This window comes from Mesorhizobium sp. MC2-1-1, from assembly GCF_057597255.1.
The window spans coordinates 4,518,550-4,536,856 of record NZ_CP195205.1; the positions used below are offsets into that span (position 1 = coordinate 4,518,550).

20 protein-coding genes are annotated in these 18,307 nt (G+C 65.0%); 8 read left to right on the top strand and 12 right to left on the bottom strand.

The genetic code is table 11. The features are described 5' to 3' along the window. Window positions 1–11 precede the first annotated feature (11 nt). Complete coding sequence (locus ACR64R_RS22425) at window positions 12–335, top strand: hypothetical protein (RefSeq protein ID WP_487358449.1); 324 nt, start codon at window positions 12–14, stop codon at window positions 333–335. A gap of 308 nt (window positions 336–643) precedes the next feature. Beyond that, a complete protein-coding gene (locus ACR64R_RS22430; RefSeq protein WP_487358450.1) occupies window positions 644–1,618 on the top strand; it encodes a threonine/serine dehydratase family protein in 975 nt (324 codons plus the stop codon). A gap of 85 nt (window positions 1,619–1,703) precedes the next feature. Here the strand turns inward: ACR64R_RS22430 and ACR64R_RS22435 are convergent, their stop codons facing one another. Genes ACR64R_RS22435 through ACR64R_RS22450 form a run of 4 tightly spaced genes read right to left on the bottom strand, consistent with a single transcriptional unit; the run spans window position 1,704 to window position 5,408 of the window. Further along, the gene (locus tag ACR64R_RS22435; RefSeq protein WP_487358451.1) at window positions 1,704–2,840 is read right to left on the bottom strand and encodes an ABC transporter permease; all 1,137 of its coding nucleotides are present in this window, start codon (window positions 2,838–2,840) and stop codon (window positions 1,704–1,706) included. Next, on the bottom strand, window positions 2,837–3,757 hold the full coding sequence (locus ACR64R_RS22440; protein WP_487358452.1) for an ABC transporter ATP-binding protein: 921 nt from the start codon (window positions 3,755–3,757) through the stop codon (window positions 2,837–2,839). Before ACR64R_RS22440 ends, ACR64R_RS22435 begins: the two co-directional genes overlap by 4 nt. Continuing rightward, window positions 3,754–4,707, bottom strand: coding sequence for an HlyD family secretion protein (locus ACR64R_RS22445; protein ID WP_487358453.1), 954 nt, complete (start codon window positions 4,705–4,707; stop codon window positions 3,754–3,756). Before ACR64R_RS22445 ends, ACR64R_RS22440 begins: the two co-directional genes overlap by 4 nt. Beyond that, complete coding sequence (locus ACR64R_RS22450) at window positions 4,704–5,408, bottom strand: DUF1956 domain-containing protein (protein ID WP_487358454.1); 705 nt, start codon at window positions 5,406–5,408, stop codon at window positions 4,704–4,706. The genes ACR64R_RS22445 and ACR64R_RS22450 overlap by 4 nt, the downstream gene beginning before the upstream one ends. Window positions 5,409–5,498: 90 nt before the next feature. Between ACR64R_RS22450 and ACR64R_RS22455 the strand changes: the two genes are divergently transcribed. From ACR64R_RS22455 to ACR64R_RS22465, 3 genes are all read left to right on the top strand, one after another. Beyond that, window positions 5,499–5,972, top strand: a complete 474-nt coding sequence (locus ACR64R_RS22455; protein WP_487358455.1) for a CYTH domain-containing protein — start codon at window positions 5,499–5,501, stop codon at window positions 5,970–5,972. Beyond that, window positions 5,969–6,901, top strand: a complete 933-nt coding sequence (locus tag ACR64R_RS22460; protein WP_487358456.1) for a CHAD domain-containing protein — start codon at window positions 5,969–5,971, stop codon at window positions 6,899–6,901. The genes ACR64R_RS22455 and ACR64R_RS22460 overlap by 4 nt, the downstream gene beginning before the upstream one ends. A 165-nt stretch (window positions 6,902–7,066) precedes the next feature. Then, window positions 7,067–7,993 (top strand): DMT family transporter, encoded by a 927-nt coding sequence (locus ACR64R_RS22465; RefSeq protein ID WP_487358457.1) that lies wholly within the window; start codon window positions 7,067–7,069, stop codon window positions 7,991–7,993. A 44-nt stretch (window positions 7,994–8,037) separates the two neighbouring features. On the opposite strand, the gene ACR64R_RS22470 is transcribed toward ACR64R_RS22465, so the two are convergent. The 3 genes from ACR64R_RS22470 to ACR64R_RS22480 all read right to left on the bottom strand — a co-directional run bounded on the left by ACR64R_RS22470 (window position 8,038) and on the right by ACR64R_RS22480 (window position 9,453). Next, window positions 8,038–8,307: a helix-turn-helix domain-containing protein gene (locus ACR64R_RS22470; protein WP_487358458.1), complete on the bottom strand. Its 270-nt coding sequence runs from the start codon at window positions 8,305–8,307 to the stop codon at window positions 8,038–8,040. Window positions 8,308–8,397: 90 nt separating this feature from the next. Next, entirely contained in the window at window positions 8,398–9,099 is a 702-nt protein-coding gene (locus ACR64R_RS22475) for a phosphatase PAP2 family protein (RefSeq protein WP_487358459.1), read from the bottom strand. Between the two features lie 15 nt (window positions 9,100–9,114). After that, the gene (locus ACR64R_RS22480) at window positions 9,115–9,453 is read right to left on the bottom strand and encodes a hypothetical protein (protein WP_487358460.1); all 339 of its coding nucleotides are present in this window, start codon (window positions 9,451–9,453) and stop codon (window positions 9,115–9,117) included. 317 nt (window positions 9,454–9,770) lie between these two features. On the opposite strand from ACR64R_RS22480, the gene ACR64R_RS22485 reads away from it, so the two are divergent. Continuing rightward, window positions 9,771–11,768 (top strand): PhoX family protein, encoded by a 1,998-nt coding sequence (locus ACR64R_RS22485; protein WP_487358461.1) that lies wholly within the window; start codon window positions 9,771–9,773, stop codon window positions 11,766–11,768. Window positions 11,769–11,896: 128 nt separating this feature from the next. After that, complete coding sequence (locus ACR64R_RS22490) at window positions 11,897–12,121, top strand: hypothetical protein (RefSeq protein ID WP_487358462.1); 225 nt, start codon at window positions 11,897–11,899, stop codon at window positions 12,119–12,121. 12 nt (window positions 12,122–12,133) lie between these two features. Here ACR64R_RS22490 and ACR64R_RS22495 read toward each other — a convergent pair whose 3' ends face one another. Next, window positions 12,134–12,814: a GNAT family N-acetyltransferase gene (locus tag ACR64R_RS22495; protein WP_487358463.1), complete on the bottom strand. Its 681-nt coding sequence runs from the start codon at window positions 12,812–12,814 to the stop codon at window positions 12,134–12,136. Then, the gene (locus ACR64R_RS22500) at window positions 12,811–13,302 is read right to left on the bottom strand and encodes a MarR family winged helix-turn-helix transcriptional regulator (protein WP_487358464.1); all 492 of its coding nucleotides are present in this window, start codon (window positions 13,300–13,302) and stop codon (window positions 12,811–12,813) included. The genes ACR64R_RS22495 and ACR64R_RS22500 overlap by 4 nt, the downstream gene beginning before the upstream one ends. A 230-nt stretch (window positions 13,303–13,532) precedes the next feature. On the opposite strand from ACR64R_RS22500, the gene ACR64R_RS22505 reads away from it, so the two are divergent. Beyond that, complete coding sequence (locus tag ACR64R_RS22505) at window positions 13,533–14,570, top strand: phosphatidylglycerol lysyltransferase domain-containing protein (RefSeq protein WP_487358465.1); 1,038 nt, start codon at window positions 13,533–13,535, stop codon at window positions 14,568–14,570. Window positions 14,571–14,621: 51 nt separating this feature from the next. Here ACR64R_RS22505 and ACR64R_RS22510 read toward each other — a convergent pair whose 3' ends face one another. The 3 genes from ACR64R_RS22510 to ACR64R_RS22520 all read right to left on the bottom strand — a co-directional run bounded on the left by ACR64R_RS22510 (window position 14,622) and on the right by ACR64R_RS22520 (window position 18,149). Next, window positions 14,622–15,401: an ABC transporter permease gene (locus ACR64R_RS22510; protein ID WP_487358466.1), complete on the bottom strand. Its 780-nt coding sequence runs from the start codon at window positions 15,399–15,401 to the stop codon at window positions 14,622–14,624. Beyond that, a complete protein-coding gene (locus tag ACR64R_RS22515) occupies window positions 15,398–16,324 on the bottom strand; it encodes an ABC transporter ATP-binding protein (RefSeq protein WP_487358467.1) in 927 nt (308 codons plus the stop codon). Before ACR64R_RS22515 ends, ACR64R_RS22510 begins: the two co-directional genes overlap by 4 nt. A 124-nt stretch (window positions 16,325–16,448) precedes the next feature. After that, on the bottom strand, window positions 16,449–18,149 hold the full coding sequence (locus ACR64R_RS22520; RefSeq protein ID WP_487358468.1) for a phospholipase D-like domain-containing protein: 1,701 nt from the start codon (window positions 18,147–18,149) through the stop codon (window positions 16,449–16,451). Window positions 18,150–18,307 lie beyond the last annotated feature (158 nt).

The window sequence follows — 18,307 nt, forward strand, 5'->3', positions numbered from 1 at the left end:
GAAGCAACGGAATGAAGGACAAGAAGCCTCCGCACGCATTCGATGCGAAGCCAGTTCTCGATCTCATCGCCAGCATCGAGGCCGACCTGCAGCGCCTGAAGGGCCTGGTCGAAGAGCAAATCGAAAAATTCGACCCGGCCAACCCGCACAACAAGACGCCGGACGGCAAGCTGACCGAGGAAGGCGCCGAGTGCTGCTACCGCCTTTTCGACGAAGGCAAGTCGCGCTACACGGTTTCCCAGCAGATGAAGATCTCCTTCGCCGCCGCCACCCACCGCTTCAACACCTGGCGCAAGCTTGGCGGCAGCAAGAGGACCAAGACGCTGCTGGGGTGAACTGGCTGGCTGCAACTTGCGCAATGCCGGCGGGACAGCGGCCCCTCTGGCCTACCGCCAGTCTCCCCTAGAGGGGAGATTGGCAGCGTCGCCGTCACGCTTCAATTTCCGCCTTCGTGATTGGTGAAAGCCGAGGTGACGGCTGATCTCCTCCCCTTGTGGGGGAGATGTCCGGCAGGACAGACGGTGGCGCGAAGGAACGCCAACTCGCCAAGACTGCAACCTTGTCTCCATCACATTTTTTCGTTGGCGCGACGCCTCGTTTTGCGTGCAGCATAAGTCGACCCATCCCTCTGCGAGGCTCGCCCATGCTCCCCCTGCCCGGCATCTCCGACATCCGCGCCGCCGCCGCGCGGCTTTCCGGCCTGATCGTCGAAACGCCGCTGATCGAATCGCCCGAACTCAACAGGCGCTATGGCGGCCGTATCCTGTTCAAGCCCGAGACGCTGCAACGCACCGGCTCCTTCAAGATCCGCGGCGCCTACAACAAATTGTCGACGCTGAGCGAGGACGAGCGCGGCCGCGGCGTCGTCGCCTTTTCCTCCGGTAACCACGCCCAAGGCGTGGCGGCTTCCGCGGCCATGTTCAGCGTCAAGGCCGTCATCGCCATGCCGGCCGACGCTCCGGCCATGAAAGTCGGCAATGTTCGCAGGATGGGTGCCGAGGTGGTGCCGTTCGATCGTTTCAAGGACGACCGCATGGCGGTCGTGCGTCCCTATATCGAAAAGGGCATGGCGCTGGTGCCGCCTTTCGACGACCCGGCCATCATTGCCGGCCAGGGCACGATCGGCCTGGAACTGATCAAGCAGGCAGAAGCCCTCGGCGTGGCGCTCGACGCCGTGGTCATCCCCTGCGGCGGCGGCGGCCTGACGAGCGGCATTTCCGTGGCGGTCAAGCACCTCTCGCCGCGGACCGCCGTTTGGGCCGTCGAGCCCGAGCATTTCGACGATACGCGCCGCTCGCTGGCAAAGGGCGAACGCGTCGCGAACGAACCCGGCCACGCCTCGATCTGCGACGCGCTGCTCACCGCCGAGCCCGGCGCCATCACCTTTGAGATCAACCGCAGGAATCTCGCCGGCGCAATCGCGGTTTCCGACCAGGCCGCCGCGCAGGCGATGCGCGACGCCATGGCCTATCTCAAGCTGGTGGTCGAGCCTGGTGGCTGCGTCGCGTTTGCCGCGCTCGAATCCGGCGAGATCGACCTCGCGGGCAAAAGCGTCGCCGTGGTGCTCTCCGGCGGCAATGTCGATTTCGGCACTTACGCCGGGATCATGGCCGCGTAGCGCGGCCCACCTCCCGCCAGGGGGATGCGAGGGGCTCGAGACGTCACTATGCAGGGCACCGCGCCACGCGGGGCATCGAGCAAAATCAGTCCAGCGTCCGCCGGAAACGCAGCAGGGCGGTGCCAGCGAACACGACGACGAACACCGCCAGCCAGCCGACCTCGGTCGCGACCGCATTGAAATCCGCGCCCTTCAGCATCACCGCGCGAGTGATGCGCAGGAAGTGCGTGAGCGGAAAGATCTCGCCCAGCACCTGCGCCCAACCCGGCATGCCGCGATAGGGGAACATGAAGCCCGAGAGCAGCAGGGATGGCAGGAAGAAGAAGAAGGTAAGCTGCATCGCCTGCATCTGCGAGCGTGCCATGGTCGAGATGGTGTAGCCGAGCAGCACCAGCGAAAGCACGAAGACCAGCACCGAGGAGAGCAGCAGTGTCAGGCTGCCGACGAAGGGGATGGCGAACAGGAGCTTCGCGGCAACGAGCACCACCACCACCTGCACGGCGCCGACGACGAGGAAAGGTAGCACTTTGCCCAGCATGATCTCGGTTGGGCTGGACGGCATGGCCAGCAGGTTCTCCATGGTGCCGCGCTCGGTTTCCCGGGTCAGCGCCATCGCCGTCATCATCACCATGGTCATCTGCAGGATGACGCCGAGCAGGCCGGGTACGATGTTGTATTGCGAAACGCCCTCCGGGTTGTAGCGCCGGTGCACGACGACATCGAGCTGGCCGCGCGACGCTTCCCTGGCCGCGTCCTGGGTCCCTTGGGCTCTCAGCAGTGCCTGGCTGGCAACGGTGCCGAGCGTCGATATTGCGCCGCTGGCAACGGACGGGTCGGTGGCGTCGGCCTCGATCAGGATCTGCGGATTGTCGCCGCGCTCCACCCGCCGCGCGAAATCGGCGGGGATGGTGACGACGAAGGAGACGTCGCCGCGCGCCATCAGGAACTCGGCTTCCGCGGCATTTTGCGCGACATGGTCGAAGCGGTAGTAGCCGGTGGTCTGCAATGCCGAGACCATCGCCCGCGTATAGGGATCGCTGCTGGTCGCCACGAGCGCTGCCGGCAGGCTCTTCGGGTCGTTGTTGATCGCAAAGCCGAACAGCACCAGCTGCATCAGCGGCACGCCCAGCATCATGGCGAAGGTGATGCGGTCGCGCCGCATCTGGATGAATTCCTTGATGAGCAGGGCGCCCAGCCTGGCGAAGGAGAAGATCGCGTTCATGCCATGTTGTCCTTCGAGCCGGACATGAACTGGATGAACACATCCTCGAGGCTGGTCTCGCCCGGCGTCACCGTCACGTCCTTGTGGTCCTTCTCGACATCGGCGAGCGCCTTTTCCAAGGCCGCCTTGTCGGAGCCGACGACATGCAGCGTCGCGCCGAACGGCGCCACCTGGTCGACACCGGGCCGGCCCTGCAGCGCTTTGGCCGCCTGATCGAGTCGCGGCCCCTGCAGCACGAAGGTTGTCAGCCCGGCATTCCTCACCACCTCGTCCACCGTGCCGGTGGCGAGCATCTTGCCGTAGGAAATGTAGCTGATGCGATGGCAGCGCTCGGCCTCGTCCATGTAATGCGTGGAGACCAGCACCGTCAGCCCGCCGCCGGCCAGCCGGTGGATCTCGTCCCAGAACTCGCGCCGCGCCTTCGGGTCGACGCCGGCCGTAGGCTCGTCGAGCAAGAGCAGCTTCGGCTTGTGCATGATGCAGGCGGCCAGGGCCAGCCGCTGCTTCCAGCCGCCCGAAAGCGTGCCCGCCAGCTGGTTGCGGCGGCTCGTCAGGCCGAGCTCTTCCAGGGTCCGCGAGACATATTCCTCGACCGGCTTCAGCCGGTAGAGCCGCGCCACGAACTCGAGGTTCTCGCCGATCGTCAAATCCTCGTAGAACGAGAATTTCTGCGTCATGTAGCCGACTTCGCGTTTGATCTTGAGGGCGTCGGTGCGGATGTTGAAGCCCAGCACGGTGCCGTCGCCCTCGTCCGCCGTCAGAAGCCCGCACATGATGCGGATGGTCGTCGTCTTGCCCGAGCCGTTCGGCCCGAGAAAGCCGACGATCTCGCCTTCGGCGACCGTCATCGTCACATGGTCGACGACCGTCTTGCCGCCGAAGCGCTTGACGAGGCCGCGAACGTCGATGGCGTTCATTGCCCGAGATCCGCGAGATCGACGTCGACGATCTGGCCCGGCTGCAGGGGCCTGGCATCGCCGTCCGGCCGCGCCTCGACCAGATAGACCAGCTTCTGCCGGTTCTCGAGCGAGTAGATCACGGGCGGCGTGAATTCCGGATCGGGCGAGACATAGCTGACGCGTGCCTTCAGTCCCGCCCCGCAGCCGTCGCAGTGGACGTTGAGCTTGGTACCGATCTTGACCGACGAGAACGCGCTTTCGGGCACGTAGACGCTGAGCTTCACGGCGCCGTCCGGCAGCATCGAGATCACCGGCGCGGTCGGCCCGGCCGTGTCGCCGGGATTGCGGATGACATCGTTGACGCGTCCGGTCGAGGGGGCCGTCAGCACCCGCTTCGACAGTCGCCACTCGGCCTGCTCCAGGGCCGACCGCGCCTGCTTTACCTGATTGTCTGCGGCCTTGATGGTCTCTGGCCGCGCCGGCAGATTGCCGACGGCGAGATTGGCCTCGGCCTGGCCGACCTGGGCATTGGCCGTCTCCAGCGAGGCCGAGGCCGTGTCGTAATCGGCCTGCGTGCCGGTGCCGCGTTTGTAGAGGTCGCTCGCCCGGTCGTACTTGCGCTTTGCGTCGGCGGCCTGGGCCTTCGCCATGTCGACCTGGGCCTTGAGCACGGCGATTTCCTCGGGACGCTTGCCGACCTGCAGGTCGGCAAGCTGCGCCTGCGCCTGCGCAAGTGCTGCCTCGGCCTGCGCCACCTCGATCCTGGCGTCGGCGTCCTCGAGCGTCGCCACGGCCGTGCCGCTCTCGACGCGGTCGCCGCGCCTGACCGTCACCGTCGCGACCTGGGCCACCTCGATCGGCGCCATCAGCACATACTCGCCTTCGACATAGCCGACGGCCAGGGGCGCAGCCGGCGCGCAGGCGCCGAACAGCTGGGCCGCGAGCGGCAGCGAACAGAGAAAGCTCATGATTTGCCCTTCCTGCCGCCGGCCGGTCCGCGCGCCGCCAGCATCGCCCTGAGGTTATCGGTTGTGGCCGCCACCACCTTGGCGGCCTCTTCATTGCCGATCTCGCGCCATCCCATGCGGCGCATGACGGCCTCGCGGCCGATGCGGAAATAGATGACCTGGCCGATCATGGTGAAGACCGTGAGCCGCGTTGCCTCGCTCTCGGCCGCCTCGCCGGTCGCCTGTTCCCAGACCTGGCAAAGCCGCCGGTGCGTCGGTTCGAACACGCCCGCATAGATGCGGTCGAGCGCGGCGGTCGGGTGTGAGAGCTCGCGAAGCACGAACTGAACGATCTCGCCGGACTGCGGACTGGCCACGACGAAGCCCACCATCCGCTCCAGCGCGGCGAAAAGCTGGGCCCTGGCTGCCTCCGGGGTGAGGGTCCCGGCCGCCTGGACGTCGCCCAGCGCCTGGCCGGCAATTCCCTGTATGGTGTCGACGATATGGTCGGCGGCGGCGGCGCGCAGGCCCTCCTTGCCGCCGAAATGGTAGGCGATCGAGCCGATATTGGCCTTGGCTTCCGCCGCGATCTGGCGCGTCGACGTGCCGTCGAAACCCTGCCTTCCGAACAACTTGAGCGCCGCGTGCACCAGTGCCGCGCGCGTCTGGTCGGCGGTGTTGGCCTCGCGTTGCCGTCTTGTCGCACCTGATTGCCTGTTCATTGCTCGTGTTTAATCAATCGATTGATTAAAGTCAAATATGACTTCTATCCGGCTTGCCTTCTCGACCCCCGCGGGCTTTAGTGCGCGGCCATGGGCAAGGAAGTCGAGCGCAAGTTCCTGGTCTCCGGCCCCGCCTGGCGCGACGGGGTCGAGGCGGAAATTCGCATTCGTCAGTTCTATCTCGCCGCCCAGCCCGGCCGCACGGTGCGCGTGCGCATCAGCGATGGGAACGCCGCCAGGCTGACGCTGAAGTTCGGGCACAGGGCGCGCGAGCGCGACGAATTCGAATATTCGATCCCGCTCGCCGAGGCCGAGGAAATGATGGCGTTCGCCATCGGACGTGTCATCGAGAAGACACGCCACCATGTTAGACACCGCGGCTATCTCTATGAAGTCGATGTTTTCGGCGGCAAGCTCGCGGGTTTGGTGATCGCGGAGCTGGAGACGCCGGAGGACGTATCCGACGAAATGCTGCCCGACTGGCTCGGCCGCGAGGTCACCGGCGAGTCGAGGTTCTACAACGCGTCGCTGGCCCTCGGGGGGATTCCGGAGATCGCCGCATGAGCTTTCGCATCGATCCGCGCTTGCCGCTGACCGGCGAGGTCAGGCGCATATTGGCCGATGAGATCGGCAAGGCAATCGGCCATCTCGATACGGCGCGCGAGAAGCCGGAGCAGGGACTGCACAAATGCCGCAAGCGGCTGAAGAGCGTGCGAGCCCTGCTGCGCCTGGTTCGTTCCGGGGACGAATCGTTCTGCCAGACCGAGAACGAATGTTACAAGCAGGTGTCGGCGCTGCTGGCCGGCCCGCGCGAGGCGACCGCGCTCATCGAGACCATCGATCGCCTGGCCGATGCCTTTCCGGAGCAAGCGGCCGGCGGCGGCCTCGATCCCGTGCGCGAACGGCTGGTGCTGCGCCAGCACGAGTTCCATGCCGGTCCCGGCCTCGACGCCGCCATCAATGCGGCCCTGTCCGCCTGCAGGGAGGGCCTGGAGCGTATCGCCAGGCTGGCCCTGCCCGATCAGCCGGAGCAGGCGGCCGACATCCTGGCCGAGGGTGCCCGCACTACCTTGCGGCGGGCGAAGAAGGCGCTGGACAAGGCGCGGTCGCGTGGCAAGGACACTGACTTTCACGACCTGCGCAAGGCGGCCAAGGCCCACTCCATGCATCTGTCCCTGCTCGGCCGCTTGTGGCCGGCGCCGATCAAGGGGCGCCGCAAGGCGGTCGACAAGCTCGGCGAGCAGCTCGGCGAATTGCACGACGTCTTCGTCATGCGCGCGCTTCTCGATGCCGAAGGCGAGCCGCTCGGCTCCGCCGAAGAGACCAGGCTTTTGCGCAAGCTGCTGAAGCGCTCCGAAAGGAGGCTGGCCAAGGCCTGCCTCGCCGGCGCCGCCGACCTGTTCGCCGACAGCCCCAAGCGTTCGGCCAAGAGGCTCGCCCGCAAAGCGCGCGACGATCTCGCCGGCCCCCAGGAAGAGGCGAAGGCGGCATGAGGCCCCTGTGGTCGCTCCCTCCTGCCGCAATGACAGGACAGCCGGCTGGGGTGTGACTGCAAGCGATCAAGTTTCGATCGCCGATGGGGTTGGACCGGCATATCGGCGGGGCTGCCATCTGGTTCCGCCGCCTGCTCCGGAATATCCGGCTCCAATCCGTTACGATTGAGCCAAGCCGTGAAGACATCCAGCCCGACCGGGGCCGTTTCCCCGATGATCCCGGTGCTCATATGCGCGCTGGCGATCTTCTTGCTGTCCGGCATGGATGCGGCAATGAAATCTCTGATCATCGCCGTCGGAGTTTATAACGTGCTGTTGTGGCGCAGCGCGGTTGCCGCCGTAGTCGCGGGCGCGGCATGGTCGGCGGGGTCGCGCTCGAAACCGAGCCTTCCGGTGCTGGGCCTGCATGCGCTGCGCGCCGCGATCGCCTGCATCGTCTTGGTCCTGTTCTTCTGGGGTCTCGCCCGGCTGCCGCTCGCGGAGGCAATCGGGCTCAGTTTCGTGGCGCCGCTGTTTGCGCTCCTCCTCGCGGCGCTGCTGTTGGGCGAGCGCATAGGGCGGCAGGTGGTATGGGCGTCCTTGACCGGCATGGCGGGGGTCGCGATCATATTGGCTGGCCAGTTCGGCGCTGCAAGCCATTCGCAGGATGCTCTGCTGGGGACCGTCGCGGTGCTCGTATCGACGGTGTTCTATGGCTACAATCTGATCCTCTCCCGGCGGCAGGCGCTCCTGGCCAGACCCATCGAGATCATGCTGTTCCAGAATCTGTTCGTCGCAATCATCCTCGGTCTCGCCGCGCCCAGGCTCGCGGTTGAGCTGCCGAGGGAGCTCTGGCCTGCCCTGATCGGGGTGACGGTGCTGTCGCTCGCCGGGCAATTCCTGATGAGTTGGTCCTATGCCCGCGCCGAAGCGCAATATCTGATCCCGACCGAATACTCGGCCTTCATCTGGGCGATCGCGCTCGGCTGGTTCTTCTTCGGCGAAAAGGTGACCTGGACGACGCTGACGGGTGCATGTCTGATCGTTGCCGGTTGCCTGATCGCGGCGCGCGCCAATCCGAAGCTTGCCGAGCCGATCGAAGCGGCGATTTGAGAAGGTATCCGTCGACCGGGTCGATCCGGTCCGGCCTTGGCGGCTCAGCCTTGGGGGTTCTGCGCCGCGATGGTCTTGAGGCGCACGCCTCTTCCGCCGCGCTCGCTGGCCTGGTTCTCGCCGAGCAGCTCCACACCCGCTTCGTCGAGCGCCTGGATGACTTTCATAAGCGTGTCGACCACGCCCCTGACGACGCCGTCGCTCGCCTCCATGCGCTGGATCGTCGGAAGCGAGACCCCCGCGCGCTCGGCGAGTGTCTTCTGGTCGATGCCGGTCAACGCCCGTGCTGCGCGCATCTGTGCGGCTGTAATCATCGGCCGGGACCCGTCTCTGAGAACTTGCAAAGATGCATATTGTAAAAATTACAATGTCTCAAGCATCATTATACATGTATCAGCTATCGATCAGTCGCTATCGGCCACAACCTTGCGCCGTTGCAGCAGGCGGGCCGCAAGCCAGCACAGCATGGCCCAGGCAAAACCCGCGCACCAGCCGGCAAGCACGTCGGATGGCCAATGCACGCCGAGATAGACGCGGCTGGTCCCGACCAGCACGGTGATCAGGACGGCAAGGGAAAACACGAAGACCTTCGTCCGGCGGTCCGGGAGGAAGCGTGCCGCCAGGGAACCGAGCGTCAGATAGGTGACAGCCGACAGCATGGCGTGGCCACTTGGAAAGGATAGCGATGTCTCGTTGACAAGGTGCGAGACGAGGTCGGGCCGGGGCCGGTCGACCTCATGCTTGAGCAGGGTGGAGAGCGCTTGCCCGCTTGCGACCGCAGCGAGCACGAACAGCGCCGTCGACGGTCTGCGGATCAAGAGCAGGTAGATGATCGTCGCGGTTGTGATCAGCATCAGCACAACGGTGCTGCCGAGCGCGGTGACGTCGCGCATGGCTCCCTGCAGCCAAAGCGGACCGATCGGGCTGTCCGGCTGCCCGGCATGGCGGAAGGCAAGCAGGATCTCGGTGTCGAAGGCGTGCGGCGTCGTGGCGCGCGCCACTTCCATCAATTCCTCAAAGCCCCACAGCCCGCCGGCAACCACGAGCCCGGCCAGAAGCAGGGGAAATTCGATCCTGGTCAGCAGCGCGGTCAAACGTGGTCTCATCAGAAGGCTCGCCGGTTAGAGCTTCTGCATATAGGGCCCGAGCGTGATCAGCGCGACGGCCGCGATGGCCAGCATCACGCCGGTGGCCTGAAACGTGTTCAGCCGTTCGCCGAAGAAGGCGATCGCCACGACATTGACTGCGACAAGCTGGATCACCGCCGACAGGCTGAACGACACCGACATGCCGAACTCGCGCACGAGCCGAAGCATGATCAGATTGCCCGCCGTGTAGAGTGCCAGCGTCAGCAGGAGCTTGGCCAGGTTCGGCGCCACCCCCCATTGCTTGGCGGCCATTGCCGCCAGCAGGAACATCACGGTCGAAATGCCGAGCTGCGCCAGTCCCCAGAAGCTCACTTGCCGTCCCCTTTTGAAGCGCCGCCGCCACGCCGGCCGCAGCCCTTGTTTCCGAAGCGGGCGAAGCCGTCAAGCTGATCGCGGCGAACCGGGCGTGCGCCGGGACTATAAGCCGGGTGTCGCGGAAGCTTCACCGCCGGCCGGGCGCCAGATGGGGCGCGACCACGGACGGCATCCCAACCACGGCGCCGGCCTCAGCACTTGGCAAACAACCGTTGCGGTTTGATCACGTCGATGTCACGAAAATGTGATCGGCTCGCTTTAGGGGTCGAAAGGTCAAAAGCTCAAGCCACCTCATGAAGCCAGAGGAACAATATATGACCGCGACCCCTGAAAGCCGCTTCCGCACCAGCCAGCTCGAGGAAAATGACGGCCCGCCCGTCAACCCGACCGATAACCGCACCATGGGCGAGATCATCGCCGCGCGCTTCTCGCGCCGCGGCTTCCTGATGGGCTCGCTGGCGGTCTCGGCCATCGCCGCCACCGTCAGTCCGCTGGCGCTGGTCGCCGCCGGCGAGGCGCGCGCCGCCGAGGCTTCGGCTTTCAACTTCGACGAGCTCGAGGCCGGCATCGACGACAGGCACCATGTCGCGCCCGGCTATGACGCCGACGTACTGCTGCGCTGGGGCGATCCGCTTTTTGCCGATTCGCCGGAATTCGATCCGGTTAAGCAATCGGCTGAAGCCCAGGCCAGGCAGTTCGGCTACAACAACGACTATGTCGGCTACATCCCGATCGATGGCTCCCCCGAGCACGGCCTATTGGTCGTCAACCACGAATACACCAACCCGCATCTTATGTTTCCCGGCATCGTTTCGATCGTCGAGAAGGACGGCAAGAAGACTGCCGAGGTCGCGCCGCTCTCGAAGGAGCAGGTCGATGTCGAGATGGCGGCGCATGGCGGCACCATCGTCGAGATTCGCAAGCAAGGCGGCAAATGGCAGGTCGTGCGCGACGGCAAGCTCAATCGCCGCATCATGTCGACCACCGAGATGGCGCTCTCCGGCCCCGTCGCCGGCCATGACCGCGTCAAGACCAATGCCGACCCCTCCGGCACGAGGGTCATAGGCACCCTCAACAATTGCGCCGGCGGCGTCACGCCCTGGGGCACCTATGTGATGGCCGAGGAGAACATCCATGGCTATTTCTCGGGCGAATTGCCGGAAGGGCACAAGGAATCCGCCAATTACAAACGCCTCGGTATACCGGAAGGCGCCTATGAATGGGGCGCGCATTATGACCGCTTCAACCTCGCCAGGGAGCCGAACGAGCCCAACCGCTTCGGCTGGATCGTCGAGGTCGACGTCAACGACCCGAACTCGGTGCCGAGGAAGCGCACCGCCATGGGCCGCTTCAAGCATGAGGGCGCCGAATCGATCGTCGCCAAGGACGGCCGCGTCGTCTTCTATCTCGGCGACGACGAACGCTTCGACTATGTCTACAAGTTCGTCACTGCCGGCAGGTTCAACCCCGACGACCGCGCGGCCAACATGAACCTGCTCGACGACGGCACGCTGCATGTGGCGAAGTTCGCCGAGGACGGTTCGGTCGAATGGATGCCGATCGTGTTCGGTGAGGGGCCGCTGACGGCGGCGAATGGCTTTGCCTCCCAGGCCGACGTGCTGATCGAGACCCGCCGCGCCGCAGACCTGCTCGGCGCCACCAAGATGGACCGGCCGGAAGACATCCAGCCCAATGCCGGCAACGGCAAGGTCTATGTCATGCTGACCAACAATTCCAAGCGCAAGGCAGAGCAGGTCGACGCCGCCAACCCGCGTGCTTCCAACGCCTTCGGCCATATCATCGAGATCGTCGAGGACGGCGGCGACTTCGCCGCCGCCAAGGGCAAGTGGGAAGTGCTGCTGAAATGCGGCGATCCTTCCGTTGCCGATGTCGGTGCCACCTTCTCGACCGCGACCACCGCCAATGGCTGGTTCGGCATGCCGGACAATTGCGCTGTCAATTCGGCGGGCCGGCTCTGGGTCGCCACCGACGGCCAGGGTCCGAAGGCCACCGGCCGCACGGACGGCCTCTGGGCGCTGGATACCGAAGGCGCCGCGCGGGCGACGTCGAAATTGTTCTTCCGCGTGCCGATTGGCGCCGAGATGTGCGGCCCGCTCTTCGCGCCGGACGATCAGACGGCTTTCGTCGCCGTGCAGCATCCGGGCGACGGCGGCGAGGATTGGGAAGGCTTCGGCCGCCCGTCCTATTACGAGGATCCGTCGACCCGCTGGCCGGATTTCAAGCCCGACATGCCGGTGCGCCCCGCGGTGGTGGCCATTACCAAGCAGGGCGGCGGCAAGATCGCGGTGTGAGGCGCTAAGCGCCGGACAAGGCGGGGGGCTCGGCAGGATCCGGCCCCCTGTTCCGGTTGAAGTCAATCAGGCCTCGTGAAAGGTTGGTCTTTTATGGTGGCGCCCTAGCTCTTCGCCAGGAGATCACCATGCCGAAGTCCATTTATGAACGTGGCCTGTTGAAACCCGCCCAGGTCGCCGCCTTGCAACGCGTCTTCGACGAGGCCTGCCGAAAGCGGGAGGCGCATCCCGAGTCGGCGGAGGCGCGGGAGATCGCGCTGACTGTGCTCGCGCTCTACAATGCCGGCATGGTCGATGAAGAGATGTTGATGGAGACGGTTTGCTTCCGTCGGCCGGACTCGAAATCCGCCTGATCAAGACAGCCGTTATCCCGCCCGCTGAACCACCGCGATGTTCATCGCGCTGCGCAGCCGGAAGCCGATCGACTCGTATAGCCTTATCGCCGCGGCGTTGTTGGCAAAGGCGTGCAGATACGGCACCTCGCCGCGCGCAATGATGCGGTTTGCCACAAACAGCGACAACAGCCTGGCGAGGCCGCCGCCGCGATAATCCGGATGCGAGCATACGCCGCTGAGTTCCGAATAGCCGGGCTGCTTCATGCGCTCGCCGGCCATCGCGGCCAGCCTGCCGTCGATCTTCACGCCCCAGAATTCGCCGAGACTCAAGGCCTCCAGCGTGAATGGGCCGGGCTTCGTCAGCGAGGCGAGCGCTAGCATCTCGGTAGCGTCCTGCCGCATCAGTTGCTCGATCCGGGGATCGGCAACCGTCTGCAAGACCTGCTCGGCAGTCATCTGCACGGCGTCGGCGGTCATCGTTGCGACAAGCGCCGGCGGCAGGACGATGCTTTCGGCCTGGGCCAGGATGACGGTCTCGCCGGCGGCAACCAGCCTTCCGAGCGCGTGCAGGCTTTCCGGATCGTCAGTCGCCGTAGCGGCAAACGGGATGATCGCTGGCCGGTACCGGCGCGCGCGGTCATCGCCCTCGGCGAAAGTCCTTTGCCGCGTCGCAAGCGCGCTCCAGACGGGACGGTCGAGGACATGTGTCATGACGCGGCACCCCTGGCGTTTTCAGTGCGGCGATGGAGCGGCGTCGCGGCCAGACGATCCTCGATGGCGGCAAGCTGGCCGAGCAGCGGCCCGGAAAGATCGGCGCACAAATCCGCCACCGCATTTTCGATGCTCGGCCAGATGTCTCGCTTCGCCTTGTCGACCAGCCACCTCCCGTTGCGGCTCAGCGAAACGATCCTGCGCCGCTGGTCGTCCTCCGAAGGATTGACCTCGACCAGATCCAGATCGGCAAGCAGCGCCACGATCCGCGTCACGCCCGGCTGTGCGACGCCCAGGGCTTGCGCCAGCTCGCCGACCGGCAGCGGACCAAGCCTGTCGAGCGCGGCGAGCAGTGGGTACTGGCTCGACTGGATGCGCATGTCCAAGCGGTCGAGCACACGCTGCGTATCGGCCTGCAACTGCTCGCCAATGCGCTTCATCCGGCTGCCGAGGCAGAGAAAGCCCAAGGATCGGAGGATGTCTTCCATGATTCGTCATTCCATTTAGATAATTTGTTATATAACATAGCATAGAAGGTCAAGCCACTACACGACGCACGTTCGCGCATCCAGTGACGATAGCGGAGGAGTCGCTAGGTTTGCCCTTCATTCGCCGCCAATTGCATTCTATATCGCGCAGACGCGACGTGGCCGGCAGCGGTCGCCAGCGATTCGCGACCTGAGGGCGGCAGGTCATCACGTCTTGGCATGCGGAGCTCATGGCGCCCCTGCGCATTTACTTCGACAGGCTTCTCGATGCCGTGGCGCCCAAGGTTCCGCGGCGCGAACTGACGGAAGAGGAACGCCTTGGGCTGGTGCGCCGCCACGGCGATTTCTCGCTCGCCTATTCCACGGCCGTGCAGCAGAAGCTGTCCTATTTCAGCGACGGCGACGGCTACATCGCCTTCGGCACCAAGATGAGCCGTCATTTCGCGCTGGGCGATCCGGTGGCGGACCCGGCCGACCGTCCGGCCTATATCAAGCGCTTCGTCGAGGTCGCCCGCGACCCCTGGTTCGTGCAGATCGGCGCCGACACGGCCAAGGTGCTCGCAGGTCTCGGCTACCACGTCAACCGGCTCGGCATCGACACCAGGCTGCATTTGCCGGAGCATGATTTCTCGGGCAAGCGCAACGAGACGGTGCGCTATTCCGAACGCTGGCTGGCCAGGAAGGGTTTTGTGTTCGCCGAGGGCACGGGCGACATGCTGCTCGACGAGATCAAGCAGCTTTCCGTGGAATGGCGCAAAAGGCGCATCATCAAGCGCTGGGAGATGGGCTTCCTGAACCGTCGCTTTTCCATCCAGCCCGGCGGCGATATGCGCCGCTTCCTCCTGCACAGCCCCGAAGGCAGGCTTGTCGCCATCCTGGATTTCGACCCCCTGTTTCGCGACGGCAAGGTCTTCGGCTACACCACCTCCTTCAAGCGCAAGCAGGCCGACGCCACGCCGCACGCCGAGGTCGGACTGACCAAATTCGCCGTCGATCGCTTTCGGGAGGAGGGCATCTCGGTGGTGACACTTGGCCTTTCACCGCTGCTGGACGTCGAGCCCAGCGGCTTCGCCGAATCGGATTTCTGGCGTAACACCTTCCGGCGCGCCTACGACTCGCCCTGGGTCAACCGCTCCCGCTTCAACCTGCAGGGCCAGGCGGCCTTCAAGCGCCGCTTCCACGGCGTCGAGGAGCCGACCTATATCGCCTTCCGGAAAGGAACCTTCGTGGAGATGCTGGGGCTGCTGCGTCTGATCAAGGCCGTTTGAAAGGCTCTGTTCCTCGTCCTCGCAAAGCGCGGGAGAGAAAGCGGAGCTCGGTCAGTTCCGCAACCGGTAGCCTGTCTTGAAGATCCAGGCGACGATGGCGATGCAGATCGCCAGAAACACCAGCGTCATGCCAAGGCTGACGCCGACGGACACGTCGGCCTTGCCGTAGAAACTCCAGCGGAAGCCGCTGATCAGGTAGACGACCGGGTTGAAAAGCGTGATCGTCTTCCAGATGCCCGGAAGCATGTGGATCGAATAGAAGCTGCCGCCGAGAAAGGTGAGCGGCGTGACGATCAGCAGCGGCACCAGCTGCAACTGTTCAAAGGTCTTCGCCCATATGCCGATGATGAAGCCGAACAGGCTGAAGGTCACCGCGGTCAGCACCAGGAAGGCGATCATCCAGAACGGATGCTCTATCCTGAGCGGGACGAAAAGCGCCGCCGTGCCCAGGATGATCAGGCCGAGCATGATCGATTTGGTGGCCGCGCCCCCGACATAGGCGATGATGATCTCCAGATAGGAAACCGGCGCTGACAACAGCTCATAGATCGAGCCGACGAATTTCGGGAAATAGATGGCGAAGGAGGCGTTCGAAATCGACTGCGTCAGCAGCGACAGCATCATCAGGCCCGGCACGATGAAGGCGCCGTAGGGGATGCCGTCGATCTCGTTGATGCGCGAGCCGATCGCCGAGCCGAAGACGACGAAATAGAGCGATGTCGAGATGACCGGCGAGATGATGCTCTGCAGCACGGTGCGAAAGGCGCGCGCCATCTCCACCCGGTAGATCGCCCACACAGCGCGAAAATTGGGGGCCGCGCGCAGGTTCATGGCTCTTGCCTCAGAAGATTGACGAAGATCTCTTCGAGCGAGCTGTTCTTGGTGTCGAGGTCGCGGAACTGGACACCGGCCGCCTCGAGGTCGCGGATCAGCGAGGCGACGCCCGGCCGGTCGCTCTGGTTGTCGTAGGTGTAGGTGAGCTGGTTGCCGTCGCCCGACAGCTCCAATGAATAATGCGAAAGCCCGTCCGGGACGGCGGCAAGCGGCGCCCGCAGCTCCATTCTCATCTGCTTGCGGCCAAGCTTGCGCATCAGCTCGGCCTTGCCCTCGACCAGGATGATCTCGCCCTTGTTGATCACGCCGACGCGGTCGGCCATCGCCTCGGCCTCCTCGATGTAATGCGTGGTGAGGATGATGGTGACGCCGTCCTCGCGCAGCCGCCTGACCATCGCCCACATGTCCTGGCGCAGCTCCACGTCGACGCCGGCCGTCGGCTCGTCGAGGAACAGCACGCGCGGCTCGTGCGACAGCGCCTTGGCGATCATCAGTCGGCGCTTCATGCCGCCGGACAGCGTGATCGCCTTGGAATCCTTCTTATCCCACAGCGAAAGGTCGCGCAGCACCTTCTCGACAAAGTCCTTGTCGGGCGCCTTGCCGAACAGGCCCCGACTGTAGTTCACCGTCGCCCAGACCGTCTCGAAGGCATCGATCGTCAGCTCCTGCGGCACCAGCCCGATCAGGCTGCGCGCGGCGCGGTAGTCCCGGCTGATGTCGTGCCCATCCACCGTGACGCTGCCCGACGAGCGGTTGACGATGCCGCAGACGATCGAGATCAGCGTCGTCTTGCCGGCGCCATTGGGGCCGAGCAGCGCGAAGATCTCGCCGCGCTCTATGTCGAGATTGATCTCCTTCAACGCCTTGAAGCCGGTGGCATAGGTTTTCGTGACACCGGAGATCGAGATGATGGATGACATGCTGAAAGATGGCCGGCTGGAAAAGGTGACCTGATATAGGTCGCAAACCGCCCGGCGCAACCGTCAATCGACGCCGCTGCTGACAGTTCTGGACACTGCCAGCTTTCTTGCTACGGGGAGAAGGTCAGCCCTGCCCCCAGAACGCGATTTCCTGCGCCTTGGTGCGGAGCTCGGTCTTCAGCCACTGGTCGTCGTCGTCCAGGTAGCTCCACGGCGTCTTGCCCTGCGCCTGCATCTCGCGGATGTAGGAGCGGTAGCGGTAGTGGCTGTAGACCGACATCGCGTGGGTGGCATAGGCGACGGCAAGCTTCCTGTGGCCGCGCACGATCACCAGGTTCTCGTCGTTCTTCTCGCTCGCCGGCGCCGAGAAATTGTGGCTGCCGGTCACCACCACGCAGTCGTTCGAATGCGGATCGGTGACCAGGATCTTCGAGTGCACGATGGCGTGGCCGATCTGCGACAGGAAGGCCGGCCGGTTGACCTCGGCGATCCATGGCCCGAGCGGCGCGTCGAGACCCTGTGGCTGCGCCACCGCGTAGCGGTCCGGCGCGAATGTCCGGTCGCTGCTTATCAGGCCGATGTCGAGGAAGTTCTGCCCGGTGCCCCCCTCGTGCGCGCTCAGTGTCGAGACCACGCCGCGCACATACATGCCCCTCTCCCTGGCGCGCTGGCCGGCCAGAGTATGCAGCCCCTGCTTGCCCGGCGTGAACATCAGGAACAGCACCGCCTGCCTGGCGGAGGCGATGACCTCGCGCAGCGCATCCATGTCGGCCCCGTTCGATGTGCGGGTGAACCACACCGTCGCCCTGGCGCTCCCGACCGTGAAGGTCTTCGGCGCGTCGTTGTCGGCCATCAGCGCCGGCGTGAAATCGGCCGGCTCGGTCTTCGGCGGCGAGGCGTTCTTCAGGAGGTCCCAATGCTTGCGGAAATGCGCCGCGACATGCCTGTCCTCGATCAGCAATCCGTTGTTGACCTGCGTGCACAGGCCGGTGGTGCTCCAGTTGGTGCTCCCGGTCCACACTTTCCTCGGCTCGCCGTCTTCCGACACGACCACGAACTTGTTGTGGCCGAGCCCTTTCGCTTTCAGCATCCGGTCGATGGTCGCGATACCGTGCCCGTTGAGGTTCTTGCGCGCCGCCGCGTTGCCGTCGCCCGTCTTGTCGGATCCGTTGGCGAGGATGAGATGGAGCCGCGGCCCAAGCTCGATCAGCGCCGTTTCCAGCCTCGCGTCTCCGAGCTCGTAGAGCGCCGCATGCAATTCATCGCCGGTGCCTTGCGTCAGCCCGGCCATGCGCAGGCCGAGATCGCCTTCCAGGAAGGCGCGGAATTTGGCGTCGCCATTGGTCCGAAGGCTCTTCTTGAAGGCCGCGGGCGTGAGCCTGTTCTTGGCCATGTAGCGGGCGACGAACTGTGACAGCACCAGCCCGCGGTTGAAGTAGCAGGAAAAGCCGCCGCCGGCATCGGTCGCAAGCGTCTTCCAGTCCGTCCAGTCGCTGGAGACGCCCTTGGTCAGCGGCCGGCCGGGGCCGGAGCTCATCATCGCCGTCACCCGGTAGCGCACGACATTGCCCGCATCGGCCGCGTGGTCGGTCCAGTTGAAGCGCTGGAACGGCCACAGGTCCGACGGCCTGTGGTCGCCCGATTTCGGCTTGTCCCTGGCGAAGCCGACGCGGTTCTCCACCGGCTCGATCTTCTCGGTCGCGCCGGCCTTGCGGCCGCGTTCCAGAAGGAAGCCCCGGCATCCCGCGATGAAGTCGCTGGGCGCCCAGGCGACAAAGGCGTCGTCGCCATTGGTGTAGACGCAAACCCTTATGTCCACGGCCATCTGTCGCTTCTCCCCGATGCGGCGCCGGCACGCCCGGCACATCCATGCAGCCAACGGAACCCGCGCCGGAAGCAGGGTCCCGGATCGGCTGAAACAGAATCTTCGAAAGGGGTGACGGCGATGGTTTCGTGGCGGCGAAAGACAGGATGTCAGTGTCT

Coding starts and splice junctions, on each gene's coding strand:
- ACR64R_RS22495 (WP_487358463.1), bottom strand. CDS start 12,814: ATGACACATGTCCTCGACCGTCCCGTCTGGAGCGCGCTTGCGACGCGG.
- ACR64R_RS22435 (WP_487358451.1), bottom strand. CDS start 2,840: ATGAACGCGATCTTCTCCTTCGCCAGGCTGGGCGCCCTGCTCATCAAG.
- ACR64R_RS22490 (WP_487358462.1), top strand. CDS start 11,897: ATGCCGAAGTCCATTTATGAACGTGGCCTGTTGAAACCCGCCCAGGTC.
- ACR64R_RS22510 (WP_487358466.1), bottom strand. CDS start 15,401: ATGAACCTGCGCGCGGCCCCCAATTTTCGCGCTGTGTGGGCGATCTAC.
- ACR64R_RS22470 (WP_487358458.1), bottom strand. CDS start 8,307: ATGATTACAGCCGCACAGATGCGCGCAGCACGGGCGTTGACCGGCATC.
- ACR64R_RS22455 (WP_487358455.1), top strand. CDS start 5,499: ATGGGCAAGGAAGTCGAGCGCAAGTTCCTGGTCTCCGGCCCCGCCTGG.
- ACR64R_RS22445 (WP_487358453.1), bottom strand. CDS start 4,707: ATGAGCTTTCTCTGTTCGCTGCCGCTCGCGGCCCAGCTGTTCGGCGCC.
- ACR64R_RS22520 (WP_487358468.1), bottom strand. CDS start 18,149: ATGGCCGTGGACATAAGGGTTTGCGTCTACACCAATGGCGACGACGCC.
- ACR64R_RS22485 (WP_487358461.1), top strand. CDS start 9,771: ATGACCGCGACCCCTGAAAGCCGCTTCCGCACCAGCCAGCTCGAGGAA.
- ACR64R_RS22425 (WP_487358449.1), top strand. CDS start 12: ATGAAGGACAAGAAGCCTCCGCACGCATTCGATGCGAAGCCAGTTCTC.
- ACR64R_RS22475 (WP_487358459.1), bottom strand. CDS start 9,099: ATGAGACCACGTTTGACCGCGCTGCTGACCAGGATCGAATTTCCCCTG.
- ACR64R_RS22505 (WP_487358465.1), top strand. CDS start 13,533: ATGGCGCCCCTGCGCATTTACTTCGACAGGCTTCTCGATGCCGTGGCG.
- ACR64R_RS22460 (WP_487358456.1), top strand. CDS start 5,969: ATGAGCTTTCGCATCGATCCGCGCTTGCCGCTGACCGGCGAGGTCAGG.
- ACR64R_RS22450 (WP_487358454.1), bottom strand. CDS start 5,408: ATGAACAGGCAATCAGGTGCGACAAGACGGCAACGCGAGGCCAACACC.
- ACR64R_RS22500 (WP_487358464.1), bottom strand. CDS start 13,302: ATGGAAGACATCCTCCGATCCTTGGGCTTTCTCTGCCTCGGCAGCCGG.
- ACR64R_RS22430 (WP_487358450.1), top strand. CDS start 644: ATGCTCCCCCTGCCCGGCATCTCCGACATCCGCGCCGCCGCCGCGCGG.
- ACR64R_RS22440 (WP_487358452.1), bottom strand. CDS start 3,757: ATGAACGCCATCGACGTTCGCGGCCTCGTCAAGCGCTTCGGCGGCAAG.
- ACR64R_RS22515 (WP_487358467.1), bottom strand. CDS start 16,324: ATGTCATCCATCATCTCGATCTCCGGTGTCACGAAAACCTATGCCACC.